The sequence below is a fragment of the Paenibacillus sp. FSL K6-2393 genome (assembly GCF_038002545.1).
Lineage (GTDB): Bacteria > Bacillota > Bacilli > Paenibacillales > Paenibacillaceae > Paenibacillus.
The window spans coordinates 3,812,724-3,832,116 of the sequence record NZ_JBBOCU010000001.1 but is presented as its reverse complement, the minus strand read 5'-3'; the positions used below and the strand labels follow the sequence as shown (position 1 = coordinate 3,832,116).

The following is a 19,393-nucleotide window of genomic DNA, read 5'->3' as shown; positions in this document are numbered from 1 at the left end:
TGAACAAACAGATTAAGAGTATGGGGGTGGAGGTGTTCATTTTAATCTGAAACGATAAATCCGTCGAAACTCTCAGGGCCAACACGAACAGTTCCTAGCAAGTTTGTACTGATAAATGCGGTGTACGTGATTTGTGAAGCTATCGGAGGATTATAGTCATTGGCAGAGAAGACAATCACTTCAGGAGTAAGCAGGCCGCTCAGACCGTAAGTGAAGTTTGCGGAGTACACGATCGGATCGGTAGCCACTGTACCTCTAACAATAGTAATTCTTACTTGAAAAAGGGCGAGCGGTAATTGCACAGTAATAGTCCCTTTTAGGGAAACCCTGGGGTTGGCCCCCGCTCCGGCAGTCTGCAGACCAATCTGGGCGAATAACTGAGGCGTGTTAATCACTGGAATCGGTATGGAAATGGAATTAAACAACGCAGCATTTTGCGATGATCTTGCATCCAGAAATTGTGTCAACATATATACCTCCTATCTGTTTCAGATAGAATAATATATTCCTCATTCAGAGATTTGCATGGACGTTGGTGACGCGCTGGAAATATTAAAGACAAACTGACTGCCCAAATCACTGGAATCTTTAAGCCATACAACGCCGCCCATTAATTCAGCGAGTTGTTTACAGATGGACAGGCCAAGCCCTGCTCCGCCATACTTTCCTGAATTACCATGAATCTGGGAGTAGGATTTGAATAACAGATCCTGACGATCCTGTGGGATGCCAATGCCCGTATCCTTTATTTCGTAGGATGCATGGAGAGTACCTTCTGTATCAGCAGATACCTCAGTAGAGATACATACTTCACCTCTCTCCGTAAATTTAAGTGCATTCCCAACGAGATTGATTAGAATCTGACGAACTTTGTGCTGATCGCCCATAAGGATCAGATGATCATTAATATTGTACTCTGCATACAAACGAATTCCTTTTTTCTGTGCTTCAGAAGAGAATAATTGTAATACATGATCAACTGTTTCGGTAATACTATAGGGCTTGATCTCCAGCGAGATCGCACCAGCTTCTGCTTTGGAGTAGTCCAGAATCTGATCCATCATCGACAGAAGGCTGGCGCCACTTGACTCAATGACATTAACATATAACGATTGATCCTCACTCAGCCTGGTCGATTGCAACAGATTGGCCATGGCAAGAACACCATTCATTGGCGTTCGGATTTCGTGGCTGAGAACGGCCAGCAAATTTTTCTTTTCTTCAAGCACTTTTGCAGCGGTCTCTTCCGCCTGTTTTAACTGTTGCAGAGTTGTTTCCATCTCAAGAAGACTCGTGAAAAATGAAGATAAGGAGAGTAATAAATCCACGTCCTTTTGTTGATAGGAATAGAAATCCTGATCAAATGAGCAAAGGGAGCCGTAAATTTCTCCGTTCTCATTATGTATGGGCACACCGACAAATGAGCAGCCACCTACAAATTCGGTTGCGTCCATATGTCTGGTTAATGGATGAGTCAGATTATTATTGATCACCAACGGACCTTGGGAATGTTCAGTCACAAGTGCACAGTATGACTCGGCGTTATCAACGACCAGCCCTTCACCCAGGATTAGTTTGTCGCGATTATATACGTTCAGAACCTTGGTGGATAGATGATCCAACTGGGCAATACAAAACGTATTTGCAGGAATTAACCTGCTTGCCGTGTCCATGACATTAGCAGCTGAATCATATAATTTATGTGAGACAATGGATAGTACATCAATGAATTCTGTTTTCAACATATTGATTTGACTCCTCCTGATTGTAGAAATTCGTTGTGCACTGTATTCAGTATATATGAATTGAAAGAATAGAGCATGTATGGTTTTGACAGTGGAAGACGGAAATGAGAAAATATATTGCTGTGGAACATGTATATATTAATAAAGTTTTGGAGGCAAATAAATGAATCAGCGTTTTCGAATTACCCGATCCATGCAAGAAAGTAATGCGGAACAATCCATCTCACTGGAAGAGTGCAAACTCTACTTCGAATCCCAACCCGATTTTACCTATTCACCGGTTCTTAACATTGTAGGAGCTGAGAGCACCATGACCATCGAGGGGGATTTTTTTATGTGGGACCTTGAGGGTGCACAGATTGCTTTTCGTTTGTATATGGGGGATCTGTATGTAGCTATTTCTAACGAAGCTATTGTACCCAAAATGATTGAGATTGCAACGGATCTACGTGCAGATATCGTTGAAGGATAAGAAATAGAGAACTAGGGTTTGATAAAAATGTAATCATGTTAGTTGTAGTCTAATTTAGACATTCCTGTAAAAATGAGACTAAAGGTTCATTTATATTCCATATGTTAGATTGTAATATATGGAATATAAAACATTTTACAGGAGGGTGATTGAATTGAAAAAGACCAAATTAATACTTGTTGTATTCATGAGTATGATCCTTGCCTTATCAATAACTGGAATAGGATCGAGTTCAAAGGCTTCTGCAGCTACGGCACGTACACCTATTGTATTGGTACATGGATTGACCGGTTCAGATAGCAATTTTACAGCAATTGAGAGTTATTTGCGTAGCCAAGGGTGGACAAGAGACGAATTATTCGCGATTGACCTTCCTAGCAAACAAGGAAACCAGCTGTTGAACTCCGCAGCAATTAGTCGATTCGTAGATGATGTTCTAAACCAAACGGGTCATACGAAAGTGAATATTATAGCTCATAGCATGGGTGGAGCTAATAGTCTCTATTACATACTTAACCGTGGAGGCGCTTCCAAAGTGGATAAGTTGATTACACTTGGCGGGGCTAATCGATTGACCACAACGACAGCTCCGAGTGGAATAAAGGTGACTTCGATCTATTCCACCAGTGACACGATTGTGTCCCCGGTACTTTCCCGGTTGAACGGGGCGAACAACGTTTCGGTTTCCCTCGTATCCCATATCGGTCTGCTGTTTAACTCACGGGTGAATGCCCTGATCAAAACTGCGTTGAACGAGTAGCTGAACATACAAAATGTGCATTCTTTCATAATATACTGAATGATTGACTTGAACACGACTGGCCATTTACGGGCAGTCGTGTTTTCGTATTACCCGGAACTTTAATGAAGTCTTGTTCCCAGCGTTCCACTCTGACTCCATGATCATCCGATATATGTAAATAAAAACAATATAATACCAGAGGAAGAATAAGTAGAATTGCTGTAAACTGTCAAAGGCAACAGCCCATCATCTGACATCATGAGGAGACAGCAAGAAAATGATGAAACGCACACTTGTTTTAATGTTAGCTATTATTTTAGGTTTATCATGTACACCTGTAACAGGTTACGCTGAAGAAGATACGTTTGATTTTAACGCCGCATTCCAAGGGGCTATCATTCTCTCGCTTGGCAGCCCAAACGCAGTCGTTGATAATACGGACACGTTGATTGACCAAACCAATTTTAATATCGTTCCTCTGGTTAAAAATAACCGGACACTGCTGCCTCTCCGTTTCATAAGTGAGAGTCTGGGAGCACAAGTGGCATGGGATTCGAAAACGTCCACAGCTACAATTAAAGCCCCAGGTAAATCCATCAAAGTAACATTAGGCAGCAGCAAGATGTTCATTAATGGAAAATCTTTCACTCTGGATGCTCCCGCACAATACAAAGAAGGCAGAGTGTTCATCCCGTTAAGGGCCGTAAGCGAAGCGTTTGGTAAAAAGGTGTTTTTTGACCGCGGCATTATCATCGTAAGTAATACCACTATTCTTAATGTAAAACGGGATAGGGAAATCGTTGATTACTTAAAGTTTGTACTTGCTCCTTATTCGAAAGATCCATACACAGGTAAAACATTGTCCACAGAACAAGTTGCCCGTCTGGAACAGAGTGTAGTCATGTTGGAGTCGTATGACAAGGATGATAATTATCTCGGATTCGGTAGTGCCATATCGATCGGATACGGATTATTTTTAACCAATTATCACGTCATTGCTGATTCCAGCAGTTATATGATCCAGACGAGTCAGGATCAATATTATGAAGTACAAGGAGTCGTTGCAGCGGATGAGAATGTCGATTTGGCTATAGTCAAAACATCAATGCGTACGAATATTCCTCCACTCCATGTAGGACTAACGACTAAAATTACTACGGGACAGCCTGTAGTAGCCATAGGTAATCCTGAAGGACTTCAAAACACGATTTCGACAGGGATCATTAGCGGTATTCGAAACTACGGCAGTGATAGGCTAATACAGACTACGGCTCCCATCACCAACGGCAGTTCCGGAGGACCATTGCTTAATATGAAAGGTGAAGTCATTGGGGTAAATACAATGGGGATAGAAAAAGGGGATTTGAACTTTGCTATTCCAATTGATTATGCATCCCGCTGGATCAAGAAATACACGGCACTATCCTTTTCGTCTATTCATGTGCTTAACCAAGATCAATTCAGGGAAACAGCAGTGACGGAACAAGATCCAACTGTAGAACAGCCATCAACTGTTAGCCAGAATGTTCATCTTATGGGGAGAACGGTACGTGAAGCCACTCTATATCCGGATCAATCCGTTATCTTTGCAATTGATGAAAACCAATCGACTATTTTTGCTTATCGTTACGCCGACAATAAGGTTCTGGCAGAGTCCACTTCATTCAGTACTCCTCCAAGAAAGCTTCTGTACGCAAATGGTGAGATCTATGTCATCTTCAGCAATGCTGATTACAGTTCATACCGCTTTGAAGAGCAGCAGGGAGGTCAGATCGTTGTACTTGAAGCAGACACGCTTAAAATCAAAGATCAGTGGGATACCCGTATCGATCCATACGAAATTGAGGTAGATCATTCCGGTCATGTCTACGTTAATTCGGGCTCCGGGCAATGGACCTCTATCATTAGTTATGACCGGGCGACAAAGAAGGAGATCTCCAGTGCAACCATACGACAAGGAAGTCACATGGTCCTGCATCCATCGGAAGATCGGATCTATGCTGTTGACTCAGACACTTCGCCAAGAGATATTGAGATGTTTCGGTTAATGGATGGCAAGTTTAGTAGCAATCAAGATTCTCCTTATCACGGTGAATACAAGTTCTCGACGGTTATTGGCATTACACCTGATGGTAAGTATGTATTAAACGGAGCTGGAACGGTTTTGTCCGCTACCAATAACTCTGCAAGTAATATGCAATATGCGACTGCAATCGATCCGTTTGACTATGTAGCTGTACATTCAGCGCATAAGGAAATCTTTTTCACAGGAAAAGATCGCATGATTAAACAGTATGATACGGAAACACTTAAAGTGACAGGTACACTAACGACCAAAGGAACCATCCTAAAGCTGTTCATGTCAGATAAACAACTGATTGCAATCACCAAAATAACCTTACCTGGCAATCCTCTGCCGCAATATGCGATTGAGACGGTTAAAGATTTCTAGAAGAGTAGAAGAGGTCCCTGCTGAACAGCAAGGGCCTCTTCAATTTATTTTATTGTAATGGAAAATGGCTCGCTGAGGTAAGATTCAAAAATAGATACATCCGTTCTATAATTAGACATCAGAATTAAAAATGGAACAAGTTAAAGGAGTCTGTATACATGCAACCTCAACCGAATGATCGAATTAAGGTTCACCCAGGATTTTGGGCTGGATTACATCAATTAGGGATTGGTGCTGACGACATCGCTCGCACAGCACAACTATCTCTTGAGACAATAAATAGACCTGTAGTGACCCAATCTCAATACTTTGCAATCTGGCAGGCGTACTCTGATCTCATTGGGGACACCGCCGAGGGCATCATCAAACTTGCAACCGGATATGAAATATCGAAGTATCCTCCGCCTGTACTGGCAATGTACCATGCTCGTGATTATCGTGATGCATTGAATCGCATGGTGCGTTACAAGCAAATGTGTCCTCCCGAGAGTTTGCAGATTACCGAAGCAAGGGAGGAATGTATCATTGAACTCGAATGGTTATATAAGGGGCAACCAGGTCCGCCATTACTGGTCGGTATTACGCTGGCATTTCTGATCGAACTTGGACGGAGGGGCACAGTTCAGCCTTTGATTGCAAAACGGGTTGAGTTCTCCCAACCGATGGGTGACTTATCCACCCTTGAGGCTTACTTCGGCTGTCAAGTCGATACGAATTCTAACCATAATCGGCTGACGCTGGAGCGAAAAGATCTGAGTCTTCCATTTCTATCGTATAACGAGGAGTTACTGGAGATTCTGACCCCGGCTCTGGATCGGTCGCTGGACGAACAAGAGAGCAATCGTTCCGTTACTGAAGTGGTCAAATGGATGATGAAACGCAGCCTCATAGGAAAGCGCCCTGACATCCAGACGGTCGCCAAAGAGCTTCGCATGAGTGATCGTACTTTGCAGCGGCGACTGACGGAGGAGAACACAAACTTCAAGCAATTATTAACAGAGGCCAGACGTGAGCAGGCCCGAGAGTACCTTGCAGATCCTTCGCTCGATATCAAAGAAGTGGCATTTCTGGTTGGATATGAAGATCAGAATTCGTTCTATCGTGCTTTCAAGACCTGGGAAGGGGATACACCTTCTAATTGGCGTGTCAGGCAATAATTCTGGCGCAAAGTGCTAGTTACTAGGCCCTTCAGACTGCGTAATATTATATCTATCCGGTGCATGAAGCTGTTGGCAATGTTCAAGAAGCACCTGCCGGATAGTTGTAATCAAGAAGGAGAAATGCAGGATGGATATGGGACTAAAAGAGAAAACAGCACTAGTTACAGGATCAACAAAAGGAATCGGTAAAGCAATTGCCATAGAGCTCGCCCGAGAAGGTGTTCATGTTCTGATTAATGGACGCAATGATGAAGAGGTGGAACGAATCGTTCGCGAAATCAAGTCTACTTTTCCGGAGACCTCTCCGCAAAAGGCCACGGCTGATCTTGTGGATCTGGAGCAAAGACAAGCTTTATTTGAGAAGTTCCCTGAGGTTGATATTTTAGTGAATAGCATGGGCATATATGAGATCATGAGTTATGAAGACGTGAACGATGAAGTATGGGAGAAATATTTCCGTATTAATGTACTAGCTGCCAATGGCTTATCCCAATTTTATTTACCTAAAATGGTGAAGAACAATGACGGACGTATTATTTTCATCGCAAGTGAAGAGGCGCTTATGCCCTCAGGCCAGATGCCCCAATATTGCATGACCAAATCAATGTTGCTGTCATTATCCAAAAGTTTGTCCAAACTGACAGCAGGAACTGAAGTTACGATCAATACGATCATGCCAGGTCCAACACTGTCCGAGAATGTGCGTGATATCATTGAGAGCATATACCCTGATGAGTCACTGACTTTCGAGGAAAAAGAGAAAGATTTTATGAAGAGCAATCTGCCTCAGTCTGAATTGCAGCGATTCATCAAGCCAAGTGAAATCGGCAGACTCGCAGCTTTTGTATGCAGTCCGTATGCTTCAGCTTTTAGAGGCTCTCCCATCCGTATGGACGGAGGCATGGTTCCCACCATATTTTAAATTTGTTCAGGATACAGCATATGTAACCATAAGAAGTCGCCAGTATTGGCGACTTTTTTATTTGTAAATGATCTATGCGAGGGGCGTCAATCGAGTTTATAATACAGGTATGTTTTTCGAAAACGGTTTCTGTATCTTGGAAGCGATTACTTATATCGATTATATGAATCTAAAAGGGGACATTATCATGATTGCTGCAATAAATCTGGAAGGCATATGGAAACTCCAACTCGATGAGCATAAGGTGGAGCGTGGTCTGAATTTCTCAGACGTTATTACATTGCCAAATACTACCTCTCATGCGACCAAGGGCAAGAAAAACGAGAATGTGTTAATCGGTGCGCTGACGGATGAGTACTTATTTGAGGGTTATGCCTGGTTTTCACGAGAGATTGAAATTCCCGAACACTTGGCTGGCAAATGTTGCTTCTTGCATCTGGAACGAACACGAGTAACCACAGTTTGGATCGATGGGGTGGAATGCGGAACACAAAACAGTCTGAACACACCTCACCGTTACGAGATTGAGGCAGGGCTAACCGCTGGGACTCATACAATTACCATTCGAGTGGATAATACCAATTATCCAACCAAAGGTGGTCACCTTACATCCGAAGACACGCAGACGAATTGGAACGGCATCACCGGGAAATTGGAACTTCAATTTTTCGAGTGTGTTTTCCTGGATAATGTTCAGGTCTATCCCGATCTTGCGACTCGATCTTTCGAGATCAAGGCAGCACTTGTTGGTGACCTGCAAGAAGTACGAATCGTGGTTTCGGCTGTTGCAGTCAGTGCAGATCCGGTGTATACGACCGAGGAACAGATTTTCGCCCCGGATTCGCAGGAAATACAGCTGACGTACAAGATTGGCGAAGATGCGATGTTATGGAGTGATGATGAACCTAACCTGTACCAACTTCATATTCATCTGCAAGATCAGGACGGCGAAGTGCTGGATTCCACCGAAGTATGGACGGGATTACGGGAATTCCGGGCTGCTGGAGACAAATTCACCATTAATGGTCGCAAAACGTTTCTTCGAGGCAAACATGACGGGCTGATCTTTCCGCTCACGGGATACGCGCCAACAGATGTGGATGAATGGGTTCGTATTCTCGCTATCTCCAAGTCCTACGGTATCAATCACTACCGTTTCCATACCTGTTGTCCTCCGGAGGCTGCTTTTATTGCAGCGGATCTGCTCGGCATCTACATGGAGCCTGAGCTTCCGTTCTGGGGAACCATTACGGATGAATCTTCGGATGGGCATAATCAAGCCGAGCAGGATTACTTGATTAGCGAAGGATTTGCCATGCTGCGTGCTTTTGGTAATCATCCTTCGTTTGTCATGATGTCCATGGGGAATGAACTATGGGGAAGCAAGGACAGATTGAATTCAATCCTGAAGGCATACAAAGCATATGATCATCGTCATCTATACACCGAAGGTTCGAATAACTTTCAGTTTGTGCCGGACATTCTGGAGGAAAGTGAATTCTTCTGCGGGGTTCGTTTCTCCAAAGAGCGCCTGTTCAGAGGTTCGTATGCGATGTGTGATGCTCCGCTTGGTCACGTGCAGACCGACTTGCCAAACACGTTGAAAGATTACGATTCGAACATTGTGCCGACGCAAGGTAGCGATGCTGATCCTTCTGGGCAAACGGTGAACAAAGAGATTCAGATTCAATATGGAACAGGCTCCAAAACAGTGCAAGCCGAAGCCGGGACGGAACAACTCGTCTCACATGTCCCGATCATCTCGCATGAAATTGGACAGTACGCCACGTTTCCTGATTTCGAGGAAATCAACAAGTATACGGGTTCTCTCAAAGCCAAGAATTTCGAAGTGTTTCGAGAGCGTCTGAATGCCAAAGGACTGGGACATCTGGCGGAAGCCTACTTCAGTGCCTCTGGTAAACTCGCGGTCGCATGTTACAAGGAAGAACTGGAAGCGGCTTTTCGTTCGCAGCAACTAGCCGGGTTCCAACTGCTGGATCTCCAGGATTTCAGTGGTCAGGGGACAGCGCTGGTGGGTGTACTGGACGCATTCATGGATTCCAAGGGCATGATTACACCGGAGGAGTGGAGAACGTTTTGTTCCGACGCTGTGCTGCTCGCGAGATTCCCCAAATATAATTATCAAGCGGGTGAATTGTTCGAAGCACGCATTGAACTAAGTTACTTTCGGAGACAAGCATTGGATGGACTTCAATTGAAGTGGGAAATTCAAAGCGAGCAGATCGAAGGAAGCGTCCTATTGGAAGGGAAAGCAGACCTGCCAGCGACTCATGGAGAACATTATGTGAATGTCGCGGATCTCAGCATTCGCATTCCTGAAGTCTCCAATATGACCAAAGTGGAGCTTAGACTGTCCATTCCGGGCACGGATATCCGTAAGTCCTATGACCTTTGGGCCTACCCGAGCCAACTGGACGTGGAATTGACCGGATTAAATCTCTTTACCGAACTCTCCGAAGCAGCGCTGGTGTTGCTAGAGCAGGGAGAGGATATCATGCTTTTCCCAAATCCCGACCAGATTCAACATGCGATTCAAGGTTTCTATAGCACCGATTTCTGGTCTTATCCTATGTTTCGTTCCATATCAGAGAATATGAAAAGAGAAGTTCCTGTGGGCACAATGGGCTTGTTGATTCAACAGGACCATCCGGCCTTCGAACATTTTGTCACAGAGGAGCACTCAACTTATCCGTGGTGGAGCATCGTGTCCGAGTCGTCATCGATCATCTTGGATGAGTTGGATAAAGACTTGAATCCGATCGTGCAGACCATTGACAATTTTGAGCGAAACCACAAGCTCGGCCTGTTGATGGAGTGTCGGGTCCGGAAGGGGAGAGTGCTGATGGGAGCGCTGAATCTGGAGCGTCTGATGACTACATTGGAGGGCAGACAGTTGTTATACAGCTTCCAGCGTTATGTACAAAGTTCCGCTTACCAGCCAGTTGCACGTCTGGAAGTAGAGGAACTTCGCAAGTTGTTTAACTAAGATATAGGGAGAAGAAGTGTCAGGTTTCCCTTTATTATGCCAATGAGCCCCTTCCGCGAATGGAAGGGGCTATATGACACGCAGATTGAATCGGTTTATTCTCCCATTAAGCGTTAAATGAACCTGCACTTTTTAGGATTACATTCCAATCTTCTTCTTCAAAAAGTATGTTGTCTTTAATCTCTGTTACCCCGATCCGGACCTCAAGGATCACCATCCTCGTTTCAGCCAGAATAGAAAAGAGACTCTCCTTGGTAATCGCGAACTGATTGCCCATACTCACTTGCATGACCTGTCCGTTGATAAGCAATTGACCACTGCCTGCAAGTACCGTCCCCGCTCTACATCCTGCCCGGTGCAAGTTCAATCCGATATGTTTGCCCGGTAGAACCGTTATGTTTAATGTGGTTACAGTTGTATTCTCATCTTCTACCAAACTCTCAATGACACGATAGCTGCCCCAGGTTGCTTCACCATACATCGGTTTTAGTGGCAAACTACCCAATTGCGCTTTAATTTCATTTGAATTATTTTTGTTGGCAATGAGAATGCCGTCCGGACTTGCGGCAGCGATAATACCTGGCACACCAATGACTTGGATGGGGTAGGGAAGCTCGTTAATAATATAGGAATCGGAGGAAGAACCCGAGATTCCACCGTGTCCGATTACATGGGAATCTAACTGTGTGCACAGCGTATCCCAGCTTCCGATATCCTGCCATACTCCCTTATAAGGCAGGACTACGGCCCGCTGCGCCGTTTCTGCAACATGCTTGTCAAAACTGCGTTCAGGCAACGCTTCATACAGGGACGACAATTGATCATAATGAACCGGCAGCCCCATTTTTTTTATATGGGAAATCATAAACGCGACGGTGAATGCGTACACACCGCAGTTCCATAGTGCCCCACGTTGTAGCAGAGTTTCAGCAATGGTGGCTTCGGGTTTTTCTATAAATTGTGTTATGGGCGCATAAGCATTACGTTCTTCCCCACCCGGCAGGATATAACCATACTGTTCTGAAGCATGTGTAGGCCTTGTCCCAATTAAAGCGATATCGGCTTGAGAATGTTTCAATATGTCCGGCAGTAATTGGAAGTTGCTGAAAAAATCTTCACCTGCGAACACATCAGCTGGCGCGATACAGATCACATCGTCATCTTTGGCCATTCGGAAGGATTGCAGATATAACGTCGCTAAGGCCGCCGCAGTAAAAGTGCCTCGTTTATAAGGTTCACCGATGACTGGTATTTTGCCTTGAGTATGTCGAGCCGTAATATTAGCCTGGTCCTGATGTGAAATAATGAGCGTTGAATCCGTTAGGGATGAACCATCAAGCTGGCGGCATACTCTGCTGATCATGGATTCCCTACCTCCAGCGGGTGATGGAAGTATATCGATGAATAGCTTGGAGCGAAGCTCATTGGATAAAGGCCAGAGCCTTTTGCCAGAGCCGCCGCACAGCAGTACGATATGCATGGGCTTCCTCCTTAAGCTCAGGGAGCTTTACTATAGATTTTCCGTTTATGAAAGGAAAGAGAACGGTATTTAAGAGCCAGATTACGGATTTGTTGCTCTTTTAACGAAGAAGCGTTCACATTCAGACTTTTATTCATGGAACTTCTAAGGACCATGCTGCCTGGGTTTTTCGTATACATAAAATTGGCATACGTTTCATACTCGGAGAAACCAAACTGTTTCTTCTTATTGATATTGGAGATGATCGCTTTGTACCATGGCAGCTTATGAACCGCTTCAATTTTCTGTTTTAAGGCAGCGAGTTTTGATTTGTCGAACAGCATATAATGGGTGACAAAAGAGCGGGGGCGCGGAGCTTTCATGCCTAACAACTTGCGGTAGGTATTGAAATATTCCGGCTGGCTCCAGTCACGGCAGTAAAATACTGTTTTGCCTTCTACAAGAAATGAATGAGGTTTAATCAGTACGGTATCCGCATCCATGACTAGAAAGTACTTTGCCTTCACAATGGAATCTCCGTTCATTTTGAGCAACTGCTGATATAACCAGCCTGACCGATTCCATCGGGAGGACTGGTAGTGTATGTCGTTTTTGGTTATAGGCAGGACGGATCGCTCATTAACAAAAATGCAGTTTTTAAGGGAACAAAGTTTTCTGATTTTGGTGCTGACCGGAGAAACAATATATATGCTTCCAATGGGATGTTTTACATAACGGCGAATGTTATCAATGACGAGGGGAAGGGTAGCCAAATCTTTCTCGATCGCTGGTATAAGAACATCAATCTTAGGTGCATTATTCAACCGGATTCCAGGCTGGACGGACATCTTCTCACTCCTTGCACAAATCGTGATGACTCAGTATATGGTATGTGTGCAAAAGTGTTTTGGTCAGGGCATGTGCAAATATACATTTTTACGAATAGGGGCTTTTGTTGAGGGCTCCTTTATCGGTAATACATATAATGCATGCAGGATCTTGATCAAACAGCGGGCTACGATGCGGTTGCTGAAGGGAGAGTTTACGCATGGGAGTTGATAAATTGCAGCCGTTAAGAAGCAAGTGGTTAAAAACAAAATTGATCATTAATAATGAATTAATTAAACCGTTTATACCCGACACACAGAAATATAATAAAACGAATCTGAAATCCATGATCAGCAAATATGGAATGGTCTATGTCAAACCCGAGAGAGGTACTTTCGGGATGGGTGTTATTAAGGCCGAGATGGAAAGTCATCAACATTTTGTCTATCAGATAGAGCAAAAACGCCTGACGTTTGACAGCTTTGAATCGTTTTATAACAGTCTGACTCGTTTGGTGAATAAAAGAAGTTATCTGATACAGAGAGGAATCCATCTTCTTAAGCACAATAACAGACGTTTTGACATCCGAGTCATGATACAGCTAAGCCCGACCAAACATTGGGAAGCGACCGGAATCATCGGCCGACTGGGTCATCCAAAGAAAATCGTAACCAATTATCATAGTGGTGGTACACCGATGGATATTCACAAGCTATTACAATCACATGCATCAACAAAACGCAGGAATGAACTGGTTCATGAGATGAATGAGCTTAGCCTGCGCATAGCTCGTCATATGAAAAAAAAGTACCCGTATCTAAAGCAAATTGGTGTAGATATCGGCCTTGACCACAGTCTGAAACCCTGGATTATTGAAGTGAATGTCAAACCTGACCCATATATATTCAATCAATTAAAGGACAAGACGATGTATCGCAAGGTAATACGATATTACCGCCATGCTATGCCCAAAAAAACAGAATAACAGACCGGACTTTTCATAGGTCTCGCTGGAGAAGGTTTCAAGCTCAAGAGTCGCCAATGTGGCGACTTTTTTTGTTGATCTGCGTTTTAGGGTCGGAATATTGCATTTCATCCCAATTCGACTCCGAAACCTATGCTAAAATAGTATATTCGAGAGTGAAATTCAGAGTCGATGTCGATGAAAGGCGGATGTTCCCCATGTTCAATATTGCAATCTGTGATGATGAGGAGCAGCAACGAGAACGTGTGAAAACGATGCTGGTCTCCTTATCTCTAAAAACCAATTTTGATTTTCAAATTAGCCTATTCACATCTGGTGAACAACTGCTCTCGCACTACAGAGAGGTTGGGGACACATTCAATATTCTCATCTTGGATGTGGAGATGGGCGGAATGAACGGGATTCAGACCGCTAAAGAGATCAGAAACATGAAGTTTCTGGATGTACAGATTATGTTTCTGACCAGTTACCCGGAATATATGGTGGAGAGCTTTGATGTCATCACCTTTCAATATCTGATCAAGCCAATCCAGCCGCAAGTTTTCGAGGAAAAGATGATTAAGCTGTGTCAATATTTTCAGGCATTGGACAAAAAGTATGTACTAATCAAATCAGACTATGATGAACTGCTGCTGAAATATGATGATATTCTCTGGATTGAGGTCGTCAAAAGTTTAACAATCAAGAACAAGTTGAATTTTGTGACACAGGAAAATGTACATGAGACCAAAGGCATTTTATCCAGCTATGCTACTGGTTTGAAAGACCATGGTTTCTTACAGATTCATCGCTCGATTATTATCAACCTGATGCATGTTCAGAAGTTTTCCGGCACTCAAGTCGTTATGTTGAATGGAACGGAACTGCCCATAGGTCGATCCAAGGTAAAAGAAATCAAGGATGCCTACACCAAATATATGATCATGAGGATTCAGTGATATGGATAGCTATATGATCTTTTCCATCATCTTTGTGACCTTACTTATGGCATTTCAGGCGAATTTTTATTTTGATTCTGTGTTGGGCAAGTCCAGGCGAAAGCCGCGCAGAGCGATCTATTTCATCGTTTTTATCTTATTGGATTATTTTTATTTGGTTTCTTCCTTCTCTGACATCGTTTCTACTGCTGTTGCTCTGTTATTAATCTTCAGTCTGGCACAATCCTATGAAGTGGAGTTCAAAATCAAGCTTGTTTTTACCATCCTGTATGCGGTTCTGATTACAATGGCAAATACGATAGCTGTATATATTCTCGGAGTTTTGGAATCCACAGAATTCATTTCATGGGAACAGTTCAACGGAGAAAACCACTGGATTCTCTCCAAGGTGATGCTGGTTGGTTGCAGTATGATGTTCATTGTTATTCAAATTGTGCGTTTAGTGGCTAAACGCAGAAGTTTTGCCGTGCATTATCGTTATTATTTGCTGTTTCTTATCGTACCCATTATTACAATCTATCAGATCAATGTGGCCTCCATATATAGTGAAAAAAACATATTCTACGTCTTTTCTGTACTAGGCTCTCTATTTCTCAACGTGTTCATTGTATATGTATTCGATAATATGGTGGAAAAGGTACAGCTTGCGCATGAAAACACCCAGTTACAGCGTCAGATGGACTACCAGGATGCCAACTATGAGAAGACCGTTCACAGTTTCAAAAACATTAAATCCATCATCCATGATATCAATCAGCAGTTTCTGTATATTGATGAATGTATCCAACGTAACGAACTGGCGGCGGCAGGTGACCATATCAAGTCTACATTAAATACCATTGAAGGTGCGTATCAGCGGGTGAACTCCGGCAATCTGGTCATTGATGCACTCGTTACAAATACCTTGGCTATGGGGCAGGCAAACGGGATCAAAATTGACACCAAAATCCAGCTCCACTCGCAACATATCCAGATCGATCGATATGATCTGTGTGTGGTGCTGGGTAACATGCTTGATAACGCAATTGAAGCCTCCAAGAAGGTTAGACAGGCCGAGGATCGATATATCCTCATTGCCATTCACTCCACATCATCTGCACTTGTCATCCAGATTATGAATCATGTGGAGCAGCCGATAGTTGACTTGAAAAGTGAAAAGCCTAATCCGGAGTACCATGGAATCGGTCTAACCAATATATCGAGAATGTGCGAGAAATATGGTGGACATATGAGTATAGAGCAACAGCATCGGAAGTTTAACAACATGGTCGTGCTTCCGTTCCACACCGACAATCCCTGAACCTGCCGTTCAGGGGTTGTTTTTTTCCATTCAGGGTCCGTTTACGTTCGAACAGTCTCTTCCCGGATATGATGAATTCATTCATAAGAACATTTGAGGGAGGACATGGGATGAAAAAATTAATTAGTCTTTTATGTACAGCGGTGCTTGTAATTACACCGCTGGCAGATGTCAGCGCAGAGGCGAATAACAGTACAACGATTGAGGCACGGGCGGAGCAGATCGCCAAGGAGATGGTGCAAACGTACGGTGTCACCAGTGTGCAATATGCGATCATGGATGAAGGAGAATACATTTTATCAGATAGTGTAGGACTGCACGATAAGGCATCACAGAAGCCAGTAGACAAGGATAGCATGTATGGCATAGGCTCGGTTAGCAAAATGGTTGTTACGGCAGCCGCCATGAAGCTTGTCGATTCCGGTAAAGTAGATCTGGATGAGCCGCTTACTTCGTATATCAAGGACTTTAAAATGGCAGATGCGCGCTATACTCAAATCACACCGCGCATGTTGATGAATCATTCATCCGGTCTTTACGGTACACATTATGGAAACAGCATGTTGTTTGACGATAATGACACCCGCAATCATGATGAGTTATTGCTTAAACTTCAGTCCGAAAAACTGAAATCCAAACCTGGCGAATATTCCGTCTACGCCAATGACGGTTTTCAATTGCTTGAAATCCTGGTTGAACGGGTGAGTGGATTAAGCTACAGCGAATATATCGCCAAGTACATCAGTGAGCCGTTGAAGTTGGAATCAACGAAGACACCACTAGATTCCTTTGACAGAGCGCAATTATCCGAAACCTATTGGCCTACACTTGAGATGAAGATGCCTACCGAAAATGCAAACATTATCGGCACAGGCGGAGTGTACTCTACCGCAGAAGAATTGAGTCAATTCGGAGAGGTTTTAATGGGGAACAGACCGGATATTCTGTCCGAATCTGCTGTGAAGGCTATGCAATCTCATGAATATCGTAATGGCATATGGGTATCTGATGAGCAAAATACGATCAATTATGGCTTGGGGTGGGATTCGGTTGACCTTGCACCTTTCAGTGATTATGGGATTACCGCGCTTGCCAAAGGCGGGGATACCATGTTGTACCACGCCGTGTTAATCACTATACCCGAACATGATATTTCAATGGCGGTTCTATCATCTGGCGGATCTTCCGTCTACAATCAGATGTTTGCCAGCAAAGTGCTGCTGGACGTTCTCGAGGATCAGGGCATCATCGACGATGTTCAGCCTGATCAGAAATTCTCACCACCTGTCAAAGTGAAGATGCCAACAGAATTAAATTCGTACTCCGGTCTCTATGGTACGGTAGGAGAGACATTGGATATAGCGATTAAGGATGGTGAGATGCAACTGCCTGCTTTGCTGGGAGGAATTATTCCTGAGCAGAACTATGTGTACACAGGCGACGAACATTTTACAAGTGCGGATGGCAGTGTGAAAGCTAGTTTTGTGAAGGAACGTAATGACAAGGTATATGTTAAAGTTCAGGGTATGATTACGTTACCCGGCATAGGTCAAACGGCAATGAACACGTATGATTATCAAAAACTGGATCATAATGCGCTTGACGCAGCAACGAAAGAGAAATGGACAGCTCGTGACGGCTCGAAGTATTATGCACTGGATGAAAAAATAACGTCGATCTTTTATCTGCTTCCATCGATGCTGATCAAGAACCTGTCTGTTGATGCCAAAAATGGCTATGCTAATGGCACGCAAATCATGGATGCAAACAACGCAGAGAATATCGCCCAGATTCCTGTGATGAACGGAAGAGACGCGTTTGATCTGCAATTTTACACGAAGAATGGCGCCGAGATTTTGATCCAGGATGGGCAAGAATACATTGCCGAGGATGCGATTACTCCAATCTTTGGTGGGAAAAAAGGAATTACAACTATTCCGGCAAACGGTCAAGCCCGGTGGTATGCGATCGACGCCAGATCGAGTAACAAATCCATCACGGTGGATTCTCCGAAGACCGGAGGTTACGCAGTGTATAATGATAAAGGGGAAATGGTTGACTTCTCTGTAGCAACCAATCAGGAATCGACGAAGCTTCCGAAAAGTGGTTTTATCGTTTTTGGTGGGGATGCCGGTGATGTATTCCAGATTGAATTAAAGTAAAGCAGGGACTGCGTTACAAAATCACATTCATAACTTGTCATATAAATAATGTCGTATTCAGAAAGTCGCCTTATGGCGGCTTTTTTTTGATTTTTTTAGAATAATTTAACAATCTGGTAACTGTTTGGCCCCACCACACGTTATGTTTATAAGGCATTAAGCTGGCTAATGGTCAGGAGGTTCAGTGGCATGGTGATGCCCCGGTTTCTCAGATTGATGTTTACGGTAAAGGAATGTATCGAGCGCAACGTAACGGCACCCTGCTTGCCCTCAACATGATGACGGGTCAGCCAGCTTTACGAGTCGCTACCGGGGGAGATTTGCATAACACGACATTGAAGACAAACGGAATGATCATCATCCAAGCCGAAGGCAAACTTCTCGGCGTTAAGCTGCCAGCATCGCTGAAATAAGTGATTCAGAATGAAAAATATGTATGAAGACCGGATCAAGGCATAACTTGCTCATAATCCGGTCTTTTTTTATTTTTGCGCATAAAACACTGCAAAGTCCAAGTATTTGTACATGCAATCTGCCACACGAAACCCCGCTTCCTCCAACCACATCAATTGATCCTCCAGTGTGGCATTGATATCCACCTTGCGTCTTTCGATCGAAGCCGAGATGGCTTCCTTAGACAAACCACTTTGATGAATCGATTCTAACCAGCGCTGGCGGTAATAGGTGTCCGTATCGAGGGTTCTTCCCTGAACCTGATCTGCGTTGATGAAGCATCCACCTGGTTCTAACAGCCTATGTACAGTTTCAAACACCTTTTTCTTGTCAGCGTGGGTCAGATGGTGAATAGACAGGGAGGAAATAATCATATCGTAGGAACTGGTGAAATCGTACTTGGAGTAATCCCCGATCACATACTGTACTTGGTTTGCATCAGCAAATCTTCGACGTGCTGCTTCAAGCATTTGATCACTAATATCGATCAGGGTTAATCGCGCGTTGGGATACTTTTGCAGGACCAATCCGGAGAGCAGTCCCGTTCCTGCACCCAGATCAAGAATACGTGGAGAATCGAGCGGGCTTTCCATTAGATCCAGGGCCATTCCATAAAAATCATCAAAACAAGGGATAAGCTGCTTTCGCTGCACATCATAATCTTGGGCTACCTTATCAAACAGCTGCTTTACTGAGAATTCCATGTGCTCATCACTCCTTGAGGTTTTCTCCATATTTTACAAACTGGAAGGGATCAAGGGAAATACT

At 43.8% G+C, this 19,393-nt stretch carries 16 protein-coding genes; 11 read left to right on the top strand and 5 right to left on the bottom strand.

Translation table 11 applies throughout. The annotated features are described in order from the left end of the window. Positions 1–41: 41 nt before the first annotated feature. Together MHI14_RS16855 and MHI14_RS16850 are read right to left on the bottom strand one after the other, a co-directional pair. Positions 42–470: a hypothetical protein gene (locus tag MHI14_RS16855; protein ID WP_445670342.1), complete on the bottom strand. Its 429-nt coding sequence runs from the start codon at positions 468–470 to the stop codon at positions 42–44. Between the two features lie 39 nt (positions 471–509). After that, the gene (locus MHI14_RS16850) at positions 510–1,745 is read right to left on the bottom strand and encodes a GAF domain-containing sensor histidine kinase (protein WP_341130832.1); all 1,236 of its coding nucleotides are present in this window, start codon (positions 1,743–1,745) and stop codon (positions 510–512) included. Positions 1,746–1,908: 163 nt separating this feature from the next. On the opposite strand from MHI14_RS16850, the gene MHI14_RS16845 reads away from it, so the two are divergent. From MHI14_RS16845 to MHI14_RS16820, 6 genes are all read left to right on the top strand, one after another. Further along, positions 1,909–2,217 carry a hypothetical protein gene (locus MHI14_RS16845; protein ID WP_221819423.1) on the top strand — a complete coding sequence of 103 codons (309 nt, stop codon included), beginning with the start codon at positions 1,909–1,911 and terminating at the stop codon, positions 2,215–2,217. 148 nt (positions 2,218–2,365) lie between these two features. After that, positions 2,366–2,977 carry an esterase/lipase family protein gene (locus tag MHI14_RS16840; protein WP_341131716.1) on the top strand — a complete coding sequence of 204 codons (612 nt, stop codon included), beginning with the start codon at positions 2,366–2,368 and terminating at the stop codon, positions 2,975–2,977. Between the two features lie 283 nt (positions 2,978–3,260). Then, positions 3,261–5,411, top strand: a complete 2,151-nt coding sequence (locus MHI14_RS16835; RefSeq protein WP_341130831.1) for a stalk domain-containing protein — start codon at positions 3,261–3,263, stop codon at positions 5,409–5,411. Between the two features lie 158 nt (positions 5,412–5,569). Continuing rightward, positions 5,570–6,568 carry a helix-turn-helix domain-containing protein gene (locus tag MHI14_RS16830; protein ID WP_341130830.1) on the top strand — a complete coding sequence of 333 codons (999 nt, stop codon included), beginning with the start codon at positions 5,570–5,572 and terminating at the stop codon, positions 6,566–6,568. A gap of 130 nt (positions 6,569–6,698) precedes the next feature. Continuing rightward, positions 6,699–7,493, top strand: a complete 795-nt coding sequence (locus tag MHI14_RS16825; RefSeq protein WP_341130829.1) for an SDR family NAD(P)-dependent oxidoreductase — start codon at positions 6,699–6,701, stop codon at positions 7,491–7,493. A 187-nt stretch (positions 7,494–7,680) separates the two neighbouring features. Beyond that, positions 7,681–10,500 (top strand): glycoside hydrolase family 2 TIM barrel-domain containing protein, encoded by a 2,820-nt coding sequence (locus tag MHI14_RS16820; protein ID WP_341130828.1) that lies wholly within the window; start codon positions 7,681–7,683, stop codon positions 10,498–10,500. 106 nt (positions 10,501–10,606) lie between these two features. On the opposite strand, the gene MHI14_RS16815 is transcribed toward MHI14_RS16820, so the two are convergent. Both MHI14_RS16815 and MHI14_RS16810 read right to left on the bottom strand, forming a co-directional pair. Then, positions 10,607–11,980 (bottom strand): sugar phosphate nucleotidyltransferase, encoded by a 1,374-nt coding sequence (locus tag MHI14_RS16815; RefSeq protein ID WP_341130827.1) that lies wholly within the window; start codon positions 11,978–11,980, stop codon positions 10,607–10,609. A gap of 17 nt (positions 11,981–11,997) precedes the next feature. After that, positions 11,998–12,807, bottom strand: coding sequence for a DUF6492 family protein (locus tag MHI14_RS16810; RefSeq protein ID WP_341130826.1), 810 nt, complete (start codon positions 12,805–12,807; stop codon positions 11,998–12,000). Between the two features lie 200 nt (positions 12,808–13,007). Between MHI14_RS16810 and MHI14_RS16805 the strand changes: the two genes are divergently transcribed. The 5 genes from MHI14_RS16805 (at position 13,008) to MHI14_RS16785 (ending at position 18,585) form a co-directional block, all read left to right on the top strand. Continuing rightward, entirely contained in the window at positions 13,008–13,772 is a 765-nt protein-coding gene (locus MHI14_RS16805; RefSeq protein ID WP_105598656.1) for a YheC/YheD family protein, read from the top strand. A 197-nt stretch (positions 13,773–13,969) separates the two neighbouring features. After that, positions 13,970–14,710, top strand: a complete 741-nt coding sequence (locus MHI14_RS16800; RefSeq protein WP_105598657.1) for a LytR/AlgR family response regulator transcription factor — start codon at positions 13,970–13,972, stop codon at positions 14,708–14,710. Position 14,711: 1 nt separating this feature from the next. Further along, positions 14,712–16,010, top strand: a complete 1,299-nt coding sequence (locus MHI14_RS16795) for a GHKL domain-containing protein (protein WP_339309358.1) — start codon at positions 14,712–14,714, stop codon at positions 16,008–16,010. Between the two features lie 110 nt (positions 16,011–16,120). Further along, complete coding sequence (locus tag MHI14_RS16790; RefSeq protein ID WP_341130825.1) at positions 16,121–18,172, top strand: serine hydrolase domain-containing protein; 2,052 nt, start codon at positions 16,121–16,123, stop codon at positions 18,170–18,172. A gap of 233 nt (positions 18,173–18,405) precedes the next feature. Beyond that, positions 18,406–18,585: a hypothetical protein gene (locus MHI14_RS16785; RefSeq protein WP_341130824.1), complete on the top strand. Its 180-nt coding sequence runs from the start codon at positions 18,406–18,408 to the stop codon at positions 18,583–18,585. A 69-nt stretch (positions 18,586–18,654) separates the two neighbouring features. Here the strand turns inward: MHI14_RS16785 and MHI14_RS16780 are convergent, their stop codons facing one another. Then, positions 18,655–19,329, bottom strand: coding sequence for a class I SAM-dependent methyltransferase (locus tag MHI14_RS16780; protein ID WP_339309361.1), 675 nt, complete (start codon positions 19,327–19,329; stop codon positions 18,655–18,657). Positions 19,330–19,393: the final 64 nt, after the last annotated feature.

Coding starts and splice junctions, on each gene's coding strand:
- MHI14_RS16855 (WP_445670342.1), bottom strand. CDS start 470: ATGTTGACACAATTTCTGGATGCAAGATCATCGCAAAATGCTGCGTTG.
- MHI14_RS16850 (WP_341130832.1), bottom strand. CDS start 1,745: ATGTTGAAAACAGAATTCATTGATGTACTATCCATTGTCTCACATAAA.
- MHI14_RS16845 (WP_221819423.1), top strand. CDS start 1,909: ATGAATCAGCGTTTTCGAATTACCCGATCCATGCAAGAAAGTAATGCG.
- MHI14_RS16835 (WP_341130831.1), top strand. CDS start 3,261: ATGTTAGCTATTATTTTAGGTTTATCATGTACACCTGTAACAGGTTAC.
- MHI14_RS16830 (WP_341130830.1), top strand. CDS start 5,570: ATGCAACCTCAACCGAATGATCGAATTAAGGTTCACCCAGGATTTTGG.
- MHI14_RS16825 (WP_341130829.1), top strand. CDS start 6,699: ATGGATATGGGACTAAAAGAGAAAACAGCACTAGTTACAGGATCAACA.
- MHI14_RS16820 (WP_341130828.1), top strand. CDS start 7,681: ATGATTGCTGCAATAAATCTGGAAGGCATATGGAAACTCCAACTCGAT.
- MHI14_RS16815 (WP_341130827.1), bottom strand. CDS start 11,980: ATGCATATCGTACTGCTGTGCGGCGGCTCTGGCAAAAGGCTCTGGCCT.
- MHI14_RS16810 (WP_341130826.1), bottom strand. CDS start 12,807: ATGTCCGTCCAGCCTGGAATCCGGTTGAATAATGCACCTAAGATTGAT.
- MHI14_RS16805 (WP_105598656.1), top strand. CDS start 13,008: ATGGGAGTTGATAAATTGCAGCCGTTAAGAAGCAAGTGGTTAAAAACA.
- MHI14_RS16800 (WP_105598657.1), top strand. CDS start 13,970: ATGTTCAATATTGCAATCTGTGATGATGAGGAGCAGCAACGAGAACGT.
- MHI14_RS16795 (WP_339309358.1), top strand. CDS start 14,712: ATGGATAGCTATATGATCTTTTCCATCATCTTTGTGACCTTACTTATG.
- MHI14_RS16790 (WP_341130825.1), top strand. CDS start 16,121: ATGAAAAAATTAATTAGTCTTTTATGTACAGCGGTGCTTGTAATTACA.
- MHI14_RS16785 (WP_341130824.1), top strand. CDS start 18,406: ATGTATCGAGCGCAACGTAACGGCACCCTGCTTGCCCTCAACATGATG.
- MHI14_RS16780 (WP_339309361.1), bottom strand. CDS start 19,329: ATGGAATTCTCAGTAAAGCAGCTGTTTGATAAGGTAGCCCAAGATTAT.